At 65.0% G+C, this 13111-nt stretch carries 12 protein-coding genes; 8 read left to right on the forward strand and 4 right to left on the reverse strand.

The annotated features are described in order from the left end of the window. Positions 1 to 336: 336 nt before the first annotated feature. Positions 337 to 1344, reverse strand: a complete 1008-nt coding sequence (gene ahr / locus ACYVD7_RS04210; protein WP_460759446.1) for an NADPH-dependent aldehyde reductase Ahr — start codon at positions 1342 to 1344, stop codon at positions 337 to 339. 284 nt (positions 1345 to 1628) lie between these two features. Between ahr and ACYVD7_RS04215 the strand changes: the two genes are divergently transcribed. Continuing rightward, positions 1629 to 2540: a hypothetical protein gene (locus ACYVD7_RS04215; protein WP_460759449.1), complete on the forward strand. Its 912-nt coding sequence runs from the start codon at positions 1629 to 1631 to the stop codon at positions 2538 to 2540. A 380-nt stretch (positions 2541 to 2920) separates the two neighbouring features. Here ACYVD7_RS04215 and ACYVD7_RS04220 read toward each other — a convergent pair whose 3' ends face one another. From ACYVD7_RS04220 to ACYVD7_RS04230, 3 genes are all read right to left on the reverse strand, one after another. Continuing rightward, positions 2921 to 5443, reverse strand: a complete 2523-nt coding sequence (locus ACYVD7_RS04220; RefSeq protein WP_460759451.1) for a TonB-dependent receptor — start codon at positions 5441 to 5443, stop codon at positions 2921 to 2923. A 206-nt stretch (positions 5444 to 5649) separates the two neighbouring features. Further along, the gene (locus ACYVD7_RS04225; protein WP_460759454.1) at positions 5650 to 6558 is read right to left on the reverse strand and encodes a lysostaphin resistance A-like protein; all 909 of its coding nucleotides are present in this window, start codon (positions 6556 to 6558) and stop codon (positions 5650 to 5652) included. Positions 6559 to 6943: 385 nt separating this feature from the next. Next, positions 6944 to 7495, reverse strand: a complete 552-nt coding sequence (locus ACYVD7_RS04230) for a DUF2058 domain-containing protein (RefSeq protein ID WP_460759457.1) — start codon at positions 7493 to 7495, stop codon at positions 6944 to 6946. Positions 7496 to 7569: 74 nt separating this feature from the next. On the opposite strand from ACYVD7_RS04230, the gene ACYVD7_RS04235 reads away from it, so the two are divergent. From ACYVD7_RS04235 to ACYVD7_RS04265, 7 genes are all read left to right on the forward strand, one after another. Further along, a complete protein-coding gene (locus tag ACYVD7_RS04235; RefSeq protein ID WP_460759460.1) occupies positions 7570 to 8067 on the forward strand; it encodes a YgjP-like metallopeptidase domain-containing protein in 498 nt (165 codons plus the stop codon). A gap of 248 nt (positions 8068 to 8315) precedes the next feature. Continuing rightward, a complete protein-coding gene (locus ACYVD7_RS04240) occupies positions 8316 to 9071 on the forward strand; it encodes a serine hydrolase domain-containing protein (protein WP_460759463.1) in 756 nt (251 codons plus the stop codon). A gap of 395 nt (positions 9072 to 9466) precedes the next feature. After that, positions 9467 to 9880, forward strand: a complete 414-nt coding sequence (locus tag ACYVD7_RS04245) for an ArsR/SmtB family transcription factor (protein ID WP_460759465.1) — start codon at positions 9467 to 9469, stop codon at positions 9878 to 9880. After that, positions 9877 to 10410, forward strand: coding sequence for an SRPBCC family protein (locus ACYVD7_RS04250; protein ID WP_460759467.1), 534 nt, complete (start codon positions 9877 to 9879; stop codon positions 10408 to 10410). The genes ACYVD7_RS04245 and ACYVD7_RS04250 overlap by 4 nt, the downstream gene beginning before the upstream one ends. 373 nt (positions 10411 to 10783) lie before the next feature. After that, positions 10784 to 11293, forward strand: a complete 510-nt coding sequence (locus ACYVD7_RS04255) for a DUF1993 domain-containing protein (protein WP_460759470.1) — start codon at positions 10784 to 10786, stop codon at positions 11291 to 11293. Positions 11294 to 11429: 136 nt separating this feature from the next. Beyond that, entirely contained in the window at positions 11430 to 12473 is a 1044-nt protein-coding gene (locus tag ACYVD7_RS04260) for a hypothetical protein (protein WP_460759472.1), read from the forward strand. A 54-nt stretch (positions 12474 to 12527) separates the two neighbouring features. Continuing rightward, a complete protein-coding gene (locus tag ACYVD7_RS04265; protein ID WP_460759475.1) occupies positions 12528 to 13022 on the forward strand; it encodes a hypothetical protein in 495 nt (164 codons plus the stop codon). Positions 13023 to 13111 lie beyond the last annotated feature (89 nt).

Below are 13111 nucleotides of genomic sequence, written 5' to 3' on the forward strand. Positions count from 1 at the left end.
TCCCGGGGTCCAAGGGTGCACCTCTCCAGGTTCTGTGCCGGAGCTTTTTGGTCCGCGGTTGCACCTTTGCAGCCCCAAGGTCGGACCGGTTTGGGTCCAAGGTTGCACCCCCCAAGGTCCAGGCCCCGAGCATTTGGGTACAAAGTCGGACCTTGCCAGGTCCACGCTTGCACCTCCCCAGGTCCGATACCGGACCTTTCTGCTCAACGGTTGTACCTGCTTAGGTCCGCGGTCCGACCTTCCGAGGTTCGCGGCTGCACCCACTCAGGTTCAACGCGTTTGCGGCTCGGCTATTCCTGACGCCACTGGGGCGCAGAATCCTCGCGCCGCGCCTGCTCAGGCATCCAGCACCAGGCGATAGCGCGCCTTGCCCGCACGCAGGTGGTCGAGGGCGTCGTTGACCCGGTTCATCGGGAAGTGCTCGGTCTGCGGGGCGATGCCGTGGCGGGCGGCGAAGCCGAGCATGGCGTCGATCGTGCCGCGCGATCCGGTGGGCGAACCCGACAGGCTCTTCTGCCCGGAGATCAGCGCGAAGGCGACCACCGGGATGGGTTCCAGTACCGCGCCCACCACGTGCAGGCGACCGTTGGGTGCCAGCGCGGTGAACAGCGCCGGCCAGTCCAGCGGCGCGTTGACGGTGTCGATGATCAGGTCGAAGGATCCGGCCAGCGCGTTGATCGCCGCGCTGTCGCGGCTGGACACCACGCGGTGCGCGCCGAAGGCGCGGGCCTCCTCGGCCTTGGAGTCGCTGGAGGTGAACGCGGTCACTTCGCAGCCCCAGGCGCGGCAGAACTTCAGCGCCATGTGCCCGAGGCCCCCGATCCCGAACACGCCGACGCGACTGGTGGGGCGGATGCCCAACAGCTCCAGCGGCGAATACACGGTGATGCCGCCGCACAACAAGGGCCCGACTTCGGCGAAGGGCAGGGCGTCGGGAATGGGGACGGCCCACACCCAGTGGCAGCGGACCTTGTCGGCGAACGCGCCGTGGCGCCCCGTGATGGTGCCCACCACCGAGCGGCACAGGTGCTGGCGGCCGGCCACGCACTGTTCGCAGTGCAGGCAACTGTAGGCGTTCCAGCCGATGCCCACGCGCTGGCCGAGCGCCAGTCCCTTGGCCTGCGGCCCCATCGCCACCACGCGGCCCACGCCTTCGTGCCCCGGCACGAACGGATACACGGTCATGCCCCATTCGTTGTCGAGCATCGACAGGTCGGAGTGGCAGATGCCGCAGTGCTCGATCGCGATCTCGACGTCTTCGGCACCCAGCGGCCCCGGATCGTATTCGAAGGGTTGCAGGCGTTCACCGGCGGCCAGTGCCGCCCAGGCCTTGATCGTCGCCATCGTTCGCACCTCGGGCAGAGGCCCCGATGCTACGCGTCGTGTGTTCCGTCATCGTCAAGGAGCAGGAAAGCGGGGACAGCATCGACTGGTCGCAACAGCCGGCGTAGCCCGGGTAAGCGAAGCGCACCCGGGACTTTTCATCGGAGGCCGCGAACGGATCCAGCCCCGGGTGCGGCCTGTGGCCTTGCCCGGGCTACGATGGAAGCGCCCTCGCCGAGCAACGGCCGTGGAATGAATCGCCGAAAAGGAGCAACCGATGTCCGACCTCAACTATTCCGACACCAATGCCAAAGACTGATTTTTCCGTGATTCTCCGGCCTGTTGTCTGCGCGACTGCGCTCGGTATCAGCTTGATGGGGCCACGCCTTGCGGTGGCCGCCGAGGCGCCAGCAGAACAGGATCAGACGGGAAACCGGATCGAGGCTTTTGAGCCGATACCCGCGGAGGCGGCGACTGCGACTGCGACTGCGGAGATGGATTCGTCGGCCATGCATTGCACGCAGGACCGGCGATGGTGCGCGCGGATCCGCTCTGACGCCCAGGCCGGACGCCAGTGGCTCGAGTTGTTCGATCAGACGGTGCCGGTCGAGCAAAGGCGAACCTGGCGTCACGAACTGCCGGCGGGCGACAGCGATGAATCACCCACGCTCTGGCCTCGCATCGTGCGCATGCCGGAAGCTGACGACGACGGCAAGCGCGGGCGCCACATCGCAATCGTTGGCGTGGTGACGCATCTGAGCACCGGATATTCGGGTGGCGGGGCGAGTGCTGATTACCTTGGCCTGGTCAAGGTTGATGCCGCCTACGGTGGTGAAGCGGCGTTTGCGGAAGTGCTCTCGGTGCCGGTGAGTGGTTCGGTAATGATTCGCGCCTGTTTCTCGGAAGAGGATGTCAAGAATCGGGCGGAAGCCTGCCACGACGAATACAACTTCTCGGCGACGCTGGCCTTGGACGACGCGAAGTCGTTGCCCGGAGCGCTGCCACAGTTCAGTTACGTAACGCAGGCCACGAGCTTTCCGGGACCCATTTCGCGTAGCGCGGATTCTCTCGCCAATCCGCCGCTCCGAGAGGAAGACCTTGTTACGGTGGTCAACGATGAATGCAGTTACAGCAGGATCTTGCGCTTCAATCCTGCAACCGGTCGTTATGAGTTTGATTCGCCCGTCCCGGACTGCAGCGACTTCACCGTGCCTTAGCCGAGCATGCGAGCGCGCTGCGCCTTTGCAGCGGGGGACAAGGGGGGCGGAGGCTATCAAGCCAAGTTGACTGCCTCTGCGCCGCGCCTTTGCAGCGGTGCCTGCGCTTTCGGATACGAAACGAGGGAGCTTCGCCTCCCTCGCTTCGTCTTTGGCGCAATGTGCTGCAATGCTCGCGACTTGCGGGCGGGGCTTAGGTAGAACTGTTGGCTGATCGGTCACGTGAATCTGCAAGCAAAAGTTGGTTCCATAACGCACAAGCCCGCCGTTTGGCGGGCTTGTGTGATCCCGTCGCGTTGTCGCCTTGCGATGCACTAGCCAAGTCGTGGTGAAGGGGCGGTGGAAACCACCGCCCTTCCGGAGCACGCCTGCGATTGCGATCAGTAGAAGCTGTATTCCCAGCGCAGCGTGACGCTGCTTTCCGGCCCGTAGATTTCATACAGCGGGGCCCGGGTGTCGATGATGACGTTCCCGTCTGCGTCGACATCGCGCGAGCGCGCCGAGCGGTAGGTCGCGTAGCGCTTGTTGAGCACGTTGTCCCAGTGGATGGAGAACTCCGAGTTCTCGTTGACGCGGATGCGGCCGGACAGGTTCAGGGTGTGGTACGCATCCACCATGTCATCGTCGCTGGTGATGAAGTGCGACTTGTAGCTGCCGTAGGCGTTGACGTCGGCGCGGAGGAACGCCTCGCGGTTGAACAGGGTGAAGCCCTGGTCGAAGGCGATGTAGGCGTTGTAGTGCGGGATGTTCGCCATGCCGTCGCCCTTGTGCGCACCGATCGAGTCGACGTCGGACAGCATCTTCGAATCCGTGTAGGACGCGTTGAACGTCAGCTGGCTGCGCTCACCCAGGCCCAGGGTGCTCTCCACCTCGACGCCTTCCGAGCGTGCCTTCGCCGCGTTGGCGGTGTAGCTGAAACCGCAGCTGGGCATGTAGATCTCGGCCTGCACGCCACTCCAGTTGATGCGATAGGCCGCGGCGGCCAGGCGCAGGCGATTGTCGAACGCCGCGGTCTTCAGCCCCAGCTCGTAGTTGTCGATCTGGTCGGAGTTGTAGCGCGGCTTGAACGCGCCAGCGTACGTGTCTTCTTCGCAGTCGTGCGGCAGCGACGGGAAGTTGTTGCCGCCGGGGCGGTAGCCTTCCGAGTACAGCGCGTAGAGATTGAGGTTCTGGTTGGGCTGGTAGGACACGCTCAACTTCTTGCGGTTGCCCGATTCGCTGCCCGCGGACTGGGTGTCCAAGGGTTCCGGCCCGATCCAGATGCCTTCTTCGCGACCGGAGTAGGCGTCCTCCAGGCGGAAGTGGCGCAGGCCGCCGGTGAACTCGAAGGCGCCGATGCCGGTGTCCAGGTGATAGGTCAGCTCGCCGAAGCCCGCCAGTTCGTTCTGCTTGGAGTAGTAGAGGATGTTGCGGTAGTTGGCGTTCGGCCGACCCCACAGGTACTGGCTCATCTCGGTGACGTTGTGCACGCCGTAGGGTTCCCAGTCTTCCCAGGCCCAGTCGTTCCAGTCGGAGAAGATGGCCATGCTGGCCGGGTCGCTGTCCTCGTACTCCCATTGCAGGTCCGGTTCCGGATTCGACCAGGTGCGGTCCTGGAACACGCCCAGGGTCCAGTCGAAGCCGGCATGGGTTTCGTTGTTCTGCAGGCGCAGTTCGTGGGTGACGCGCTTTTCCGAATCCTTGTTGATGATCCAGGCATGGATCAGGTCGTCCATGTCCAGGCGCGACCAGTTGTCCAGCCCACTGTGGGCGCTGGTGCGGTACGAGCCTACGTAGTGCAGTGAGGCGAAGCCCCACAGGTTGTCGTGGTCGAAGCTGAGCGAGTAGAGGTTGGTCCGGTCGTTGTCCCAGTCGTCGAGCGACTCGTAGATGCTGTAGACGGGATCGGCGTGGCCGCGTGGGTTGCCGCCGGAGTAGCACTCCGCGCGCTCCGCGCCCGGCCGGCAGGTCACGTCGGTGTAGCTCACGTCGTAACCCCAGGGCGAGTCCACATTGGGCGTGGCACTCGCGAAGGTGCGGTATTCGGGGATCGAGCGGTCGGCGCGGTTGGTGCCGACGTCGTGGCTGTAAATGTAGAAATGACTGAAGTTGACGTGCATGTCGTCCGTCGGTTCCCACTGCAGCTGGGTGCGCAGGAACTTGCCTTCACGGTTCGACTGGGTGCCGGTGGCGGCATTCACGATTGCCAGTGGCGTGTCGTACACGCTGGCGGTCACGCGCGCGGCCAGCTTGCCCTTGATGAGCGGGATGTTCAGGCCGGCATCGCCGCGCAATGCGGTGCCTTCGACGTTGTTCGTCTCGGTCGCGCGCAGCGTGGTGAACATTTCGAAACTGTCCGTCTGCGGCCGGCGGGTGACGATCTGCACCGTGCCGCCGATGGCGTTGGAGCCCCACAGCGTGCCCTGCGGGCCGCGCAGGACTTCCACGCGCTCAACGTCGGCGAGGTCGCTGAACAGGCCGGCCGAAAGCGGCACCCCATCGACGAACTGGTTGGTGGTGCCCGGCGCGCCGCTGTTGCTGCCGGCCAGGCCGCGCAGGATCAGTTCGCCGGTGGCGTTGGCGCCGCTGGCGATGGTGCGGTACAGGTCGGTCACGCTACTCAGGTTGCGTTCCTTGATCTCGGTCGCGGACACCGCGGAGATGCTCATCGGCACCTTGAGGATGTTTTCCGAGCGTTTGCGCGCAGTGACCAGGACGGTGTCCAGGTCGGTGGCTTTCTTCGTGCCGGCGTTCTCACTGGTGCCGTCCTGCGACGCCGCGTCCTGTGGGGTGGCGGGCTGTGCGGGGTCGGGGGGCGAGGCGGGGGATTGCTGGGCGAACGCAGCGTTGTTGAACAGCAAGGCGGTTGCCAGGGCGACACTCAGCCTGTCCAGGTGCAGGCCGTTGCGGTGGTTGGTTTGCATTCTGTTCCCTCGAATGGAGTGCATGACCGGGGTTGCCGGTTCCCGCTCCGGCAGTGGGGGAACGTAACAGATTGGCTACGGGTGGTGTTCCGGCCCGCTGAGAGGCCAATTTGTCCCAGTTGCGCCGTTCGCGTTGCGGATCAAGGGCCAGATTCATTTGTTCGAAGAATGAGTCGCAAGGACACAGGGCGAACAATGGGAGGCAATCAAGCCCAGTCAATTGCCTGCGTGCCTTTGCTTGGCCCTTGCTGCGATGTTTGCGCTTTCACCAGGCGATTCCTGGAACGCGCCAGGGCCCACAAGATCGCAACAACGGCACAGGCCAACACCATCGTGACCAGCGAAGCTTCCGGGCCAAATACCCCGCCGGTCAGCCAGTCGGGCCCGTGGTATCGGCTGGCAATCGGCGCGAGGGAAACCCAGTCGCCGAGACCGGAAAGCGGCATGCCGGTCAGGATGATCGAGAAGTTCCAGGCCGCATGGTTTGCCGCCACCACCCAGAGATTGCGCGCGTACGCGAACACCAGGGTCAACAAGGCGCCCAGTAGCGTGACCGAGACGACGGTGGTGACCAGTGCTGCAGTGTTCGCATGGCCCTCGATGTTCTCCAGATGCCCTAGTCCGAACAGCAACGCCTGCAGCCACAGGGCGATGGTGGTGCCCCAGGCATTCTCCAGGATGCGAAACACGATGCCCCGGTAGACGACTTCCTCGAGCATTGCCGCGACCACGATCAAGCCGGCGACGCCGAGCAATCCGTGTTGCAGGCCGCGATAGGCGGTGACTTCGTAGGCGCCCAGTGCGAACAGCAGCAGTGCGGCGAGCAGGATCAGGCCGGCGCCAGTCACTCCCCCGACGACGATGCCGCGCAGTGTCGGACGAAGTTCGTCGACCTTTCGCTTCTCATGGAAGCGGACGTAGGCCCAGTAGGCCAGCAGCACGAAGGCGAAGATGCCGATGCGCCGCAGGAAGCTGGTCAACGCTTCCCCGGGGTGGAACAGCGAAACAAGTGCCGGCAACAGCAGCAATCGGAACGCCTGCACGCTACCGACGACGGCCGCTGCCGCGAGCAGCAGGCTCAGGCCAACCCGCCCGGCCAAGCGAAGCTGAAACATTGATCACCCCCCCGTGTTGTCTGCCGCGACCGCGATCAATGCAACGCGCTGATCCGTGCGGCGGATTGGGTGGCCACGCTAGGGTATTGGGGAATGCAGGGATAGGCGAAATGCGACAAACAGCCCGCCAGCGGCGACAGAAGCGGGAATGGAGCGACGTACGCAGCTTCCTGGTAATTGCAGCGGTCGGCACCTGGAGGCGGAGACAGCCGACGATAGAGCGCAGGGCGATCGCGCCGCATCGGGTAACCGAAGCCGTGGGTTCCGGCGCATCAAGCCTTCGCGCAATTTCGCCCTGCGTGTCCGCTTCTGGCTGGGGGCGGTCCCGTCATCGCGAGGGGACAATCAGGGACGTTTCGTGCCGGGGGTTGCCTGGCCCGCACGATTACCAGACCAGGTCGTCAGGCACCTGGAACTGCGCGTAGTACGCATCGTCTTCTGACGTTGCGGTAGGCTGCTCGTCGCCCGCGTTGCCATGATCGAGCACGACCATGCTGGCGTCGCGTTCGCGCACCTTGTCGCCAGCCGCGCGCGGCAACAACTCGTAGCGTTCGCCCAGGCGGACGATCACCAGCACGCCGGCGGACAGCTGCCTGCGCTGGTCGTCGTTGACGAGGAGGGTGCGGATGGCGCCGTCGGCGGTGAAGCGGTACTCGCTCTCACCGGCTGCCGGCACTTTCTTGTCTTCGATGATCTGCCGTGCCTGCGCACGAAGTTCAGCGACCCGGGCCTGGGCTTTGCGTTCGGCGGCCAGTGCGCGGTCCCGTTCGGCCTTTTCGGCGCGTACACGTTCGGCTTCCAGCTGGATTTCGCTGGGGCCGGACGGGCCTTTGGCATGTCGGGCCTTGTTCTGCTCGCGCGCCACCTCGGCCACCTTGGACTTCTTGACGAGGCCCGCCTTGAGCAGCTGTTCCTGGAGCGGATTCGTCTTCGCCATGACGCGGTTTCATGTTGGGGATATCGGGCCCATCATACCCGCCGTCCTTGCCGCCGCTCCCGTCCGCTTCTGCCATGGAACCTTTGAAGTACCTCGCCGGCTACCCGCAACACCTCCAGGCGCGGGTGCGCGAAATGATCGCGCAGGACCGACTGGGCACGATGCTGGCCGACAAGTACCGCGAGCCACACGCCGTGCGCAACGACGGCCAGCTGTACGACTACGTCCAGGCGCTCAAAGAGCAGCACATGCGCAAATCGGTGCCGCTGGGCAAGGTGGTCTACGACAGCAAGCTGCAGGTGATGAAGCATGCGCTCGGCACGCACACCGCCATTTCCCGGGTGCATGGCGGCAAGCTCAAGGCCAGCCGCGAAGTGCGCATTGCTTCCGTGTTCCGCGATGCGCCCGCCGGGTTCCTGAAGATGATCGTGGTGCATGAACTCGCGCACCTGAAGGAAGCCGAGCACAACAAGTCGTTCTACCAGCTATGCACGCACATGGAGCCCGACTACCACCAGTTGGAGTTCGATCTGCGCCTCTACCTGACGCATCTTGATGCAGGGCAGGGTTGAGGCGGGTGCGCGGTCGCAGCGGGCAGTGACTGCAATTGGCCGCTAACCGACCGGTGGTTGGATGCCGACCCATAGCGGCCAATCGCCACTCGTGCCGGCCCCGCTCTGGCAAGGCCAGGACACGGCCATGATCGGTTTAAACCCTCGAGCCGTTCGGCACATCGCACTGAGCGGGCCGGATGCGCGATCGCCCGACCCAGAGGCTTTCTGGAGATCACATCATCAGCGCGTTTGTCAGGAAAAGTTGCATGCGGTCTGGAAAACACCGCCTCACCACCATCATTGCCGCAGCGCTGATGTCGTTCCCTTGTCTTGCGCTCGCCGCCAATACGTTGCAAGAGGCCAACGGACTGGCCAGGCAATTCGTGCAGCAGACCATGAAGCAGCAGCGGATACCCGGCTTGCAGGTTGCAGTCATCAAGGACGGCCGGGTTGTGTTGTCCGAAAGCTATGGCTTCGCCAACGTCGAGAACCACGTACCAGTCACGAGCAGGACACTGTTCCCCATCAATTCCGCGACCAAGTCATTCACGGGCGTTGCCATGATGCAACTGGTCGAGTCAGGGCTGGTGGATCTCGACGCCCCGGTCTCCCGCTACCTGGACGACCTGCCCGCCACCTGGCGGGGGATACGCATCCGCCAACTGCTCGGGCATACGTCCGGCTTGCCCGACATCGTGGGCCAGCACGGCCTGATCGGGGGAGGGACCGAGCTGGATGCCTGGAAGGCAGTCAAGGAGCTGCCATTGGACGCGCCCATCGGCGACAGGTTTGCCTACAACCAGACCAATTACGGCTTGGTGGCGCAGATCATCGTCAAGCAGGCGAAGGTGCCCTACGAACGGTATCTGGCAGACCATCAGTTCGCCGCGGTGAACATGCCCTTGACCACGTTCGGCGACAGCTACGACCTTGTTCCCAACGCGGCGACGATCTACAGCCCCGGATCGGCAAGTGGCGGGAATTGGCGGTGCCCGCGCTGCATTCGTCGTCTACCCGGATGATGGATTGGCCATCGTCATGTTGACCAATCTCGCCGGAGCGAATCCGCAGAGGTTCATTCCGCAGATCGTCGAGTTCTACAGGCCATTGCAGCACGCGCCCCGGCGCTGAGCTCTTGCCTCCACGTAGAGCCCGTCGAAGCTTTCAGGTCGGTCCGCTTCTGGTCGGAAGTAGCCATTGGCGTTGAAGCCCACTCCATGCGGGTCGCAATGGATCTCGTAAGGCGGGTCTTGACCCGCCGCCCGACGGATCTGCATTGATCGCGTCGGCCTTGGGCCGCGGTGCAACGCCGCGAGGACCAGCGCCCTCCGCCCGCCCTCCCAAGGCACTTGCGGGTCGGGCCAAAACATTTCACCAAACAGTTGACAATCGTCCGCGTCGCTGTATATTCAACCTCATGGTTGATAAATATTCCGGCCGCCTCGACGCGGTATTTCAGGCCCTCGCCGACCCCACCCGGCGCGCGATGCTGCACGACCTCGCCCAGGCGCCGCGCACGGTCAGCGAACTCGCCGCGCCGTTCGACATCTCGCTTGCCGGCGCCTCCAAGCACATCCAGGTGCTCGAACGTGCCGGGCTGATCCAGCGCGAGATCCAGGGTCGCGTGCATACCTGCCGGATCGACGCGCGTCCGCTGCATGACGGCGCCGAGTGGATCCGCCACTACGAACGTTTCTGGAACCAGAAGCTCGACGCCCTCGAAGCCCTGCTCAAGGCCGGGGACGCCGCCAACCCACCTGGCAACAAGCGCACCAGCAGACCCGCGGCCCAGTCCGCCCGCAAGCCCCGCACCCCACGGAGGAAGTCATGAACATCGCCCTGCCTGAAACCGGTTACGCCACCCTCGACGCATCCAACACCGTGCGCGTCGAGCGCCTGCTGCCCGGCCCGATCGAACGCGTCTGGGCCTACCTCACCGACGGCAACCTGCGTCGACAGTGGCTCGCGGCGGGCGACATGGCGATGCACGTCGACGCGCCCTTCGAACTGACATGGCGCAACGACGAACTCACCGATCCGCCGGGCCAGCGCCCCGAAGGTTTCGGCGCGGAGCACCACATGGCCAGTCGCATCACCGAACTCGATCCGCCGCACCGGATCGCCTTCACCTGGAACGGCACGGGCGATGTCTCGTTCGAACTGCAACCCAAGGGCGACGCCGTGCTGCTTACCGTCACCCACCGCACCATCCGCGAGCGCTCGACGCTGCTGAAGATCGGCGCTGGCTGGCACATGCACCTGGACATCCTGGTCGCGCGCATCAGCGGCGAAACGACGGAACCGTTCTGGGACGGCTGGGCCCGGCTCCGCGACGAATACGACCGGCGCGTTCCTGCCTGACGCGGTCGCCGCAACGCCGGCTTCGAAGGCAGCACCACGCGTGCCATCGATTTCCACGATGGCGATGGGATCGGTGGAAACACTTTGCAGGCACACACTCGCGCCGCCGTGGCACTGAACACGGCGGCGCGACTTTGTCGTCATGGCCGAGGCGAACGCATGGGCGGACCAACGGCGTGGAACCGAACGACGGGCAATTGCAGCGTGGGCAGTCGCCACTGGTCGCCAGCACGGCAGCGCCAGCGGAACAATCCCGATCGGCGGGGCACTGAATCCCGCGGATCGCCGACCCGCGGTGCTTGCGCGGCGTGCCCGCGCCCCCATGTGCTCACGGTCCCCAGTGGGACGCACCTCCCTCCACCAGGAATTAGCCATGACACTTTCCATGTACCAGGCCAGCGTCCCCGTCTTCCAGCGCGTGCTCGGCAACCTGCGCCACGTGCTCCAGCAGGGCGAGGCCCACGCGACGCAGAAGGGCGTCTCCAACGAGGTGATGCTGCAGACGCGACTGATCCCGGACATGCTGCCGCTGGTAAAGCAGGTGCAGATCGCCACCGACATGGTGAAGAACGGGTGCGCGCGCCTGGCCGGTGTCGATCCGCTGCCGTTCCCGGACGACGAAACCACCTTCGAGCAGCTCTACGCCCGCCTGGACCGCTGCATCGAACATCTGTCCAGCTTCCGTCCGGAGCAGATCGATGGCACCGAGTCGAAAGAGATCGCCTTCGCCACCCGCACCGCGGAGCTGAAGTTCGACGGCCAGAGCTACCTGCTGCACTACGTGCTGCCGAACCTGTTCTTCCACGCCACCACCGCCTACGCGATCCTGCGCAGTGCGGGTGCACCGCTGGGCAAGATGGACTTCCTGCGCGGCGGCAACTGACCGGCTGCGGCTGCGGCTGCGGCGCGGGATGCCGTATCCTCGGCGCCGCGCCGCAGCCACCGTGTTTGACCCCGCGCTGACGTCAGGGCGCCGAATCCACCGCGCCGCAGCCATCTCGCCATTTCCGCAACTGCCCATGCGATCCACGATCAGAACCTCCCTCGCCGCGGCCACGCTGTTCGCGTTGCCACTGCAGGCCGCGCCCGCCGCCCAGGCCATCCGCTGGCCCAATCCGTGGGCCGCAACGCCGGACCTCACCTACCAGTCCGAAGGTCTGGAGACGCAGGTGAAGAACGGCGTGCGCGAACAGACGCGCCACACCGACACCACCACGCTGCATGTCACCGCCGACAAGGGCGAGGGATTCGTGCAGGAATGGACGGTCAACGGCTCGAAGTGGGAGATCATCGAAGGCGATCCGGCGAAGGCCGCGACGCTCGAGGCCGCCGGCAAGGTGCTGCAGGGCTTCCCGATCGCGACACGGCTCGACCGGGACGGCAACTACGTCGGGATCGACAACATCACGGAGCTGGCGACGCGCATGCGTGATTCGCTGCGTCCGCTGATCGTCAGCGGCGTGGAACGCAAGCTCGCCGCGATCCCGGATGCCACCGCGCGCGAGTCCGCGCGTAGCGAGGCGATGCAACGCGTGGACGACGCGCTGGCGCAGCTGACCACGCCGGCCGTAGTGGAGGTTACCGTGGGTCGCGTCATCCAGACTTACAACGCCTTCGTCGGCGTCGAGCTGGAACCCGAGCAGTGGTACGAAGTCGAAACCGCACTCGACAATCCGCTCGGCGGCGACAAGCTGCCAGCGAAGCTGCAGTTCACACTGTATCCGTCGAAAGACGACGCCGATGACATCTTCCTGGAATGGAACAGCTCGATCGACCCGGCGAAGGGCGCGCAGGTGGCATGGGACATTGCCGGCAAGCTGGCCGGCGTGCCGATCAGCCAGGCGCAGCGCAAGGGCCTGCCTGGCCAGGTCGTGATCCACGACACCGGCTTCGCCCTGTTCCGCCGAGCGACCGGCGTGACCGAGATGTTCGAAACCACGCGAACGGTGAAACTGGGCGGGCAGGAAAAGACCAAGCGCGAACGCATGCGCCTGGCCAATGGCAACCACGCGCACGAATGGACGCAGGAAGACGCTCCAGCCGCCGCGATGCCTGCACCCTGACACCAAGCGCAATGCCAACCTCCGCACTCGCGTGCGACACGAAGCCGACCCGCCATGTCCCGTAACTCAAAAGCCAAGCGCGATGCGCGAAAGAAGAAGGAACCCAAGCGTCCGATCCGGCGCCTGGGCGCACCGCTGCAGCCGCACGCGCAACTCACCGATGCGCAAGGCAATGCCATAGGCGGCGCCGGCTGGCGCGATGGCCAGTGGTTGATGGTGCTCGGCGGCCAGGTGGTTGCACGCACGCCCAGCGCGGCGATGACGATGGCGATGTTGCGCCATGTCGTTGCCCTGCAGGCGCAGTCCGGCGTAGTCGTGCACCTCACCCAGTCGCCGGCGATGGTGGACGTAGCGACGAAGGAAGCCGCGGCCCTGGGCCAGACGCTGGACGAGTACCTGCAGCAGCTTGAGCAGGAGCGCGTGGAGCGCGCCGTGCGGCAGGACGATCAGGTTGAAAGTACGCACGGTGAAAGCGAGCGTGCGGATGTTGCCGATGCAGGACGCGTTGATGTGCCGCCTGTTGTGTCCGCGGACGACGAACTGCCGTAGTTGGGTAAGCTCCGGCGCACGCTGGATTGAATCAGGGCCTGTTGACCAGGTCTTGTTTGAGATGTCGTCCCGAGCGCAGCGAGGGACCT

It is taken from the genome of Lysobacter fragariae (genome assembly GCF_054779775.1).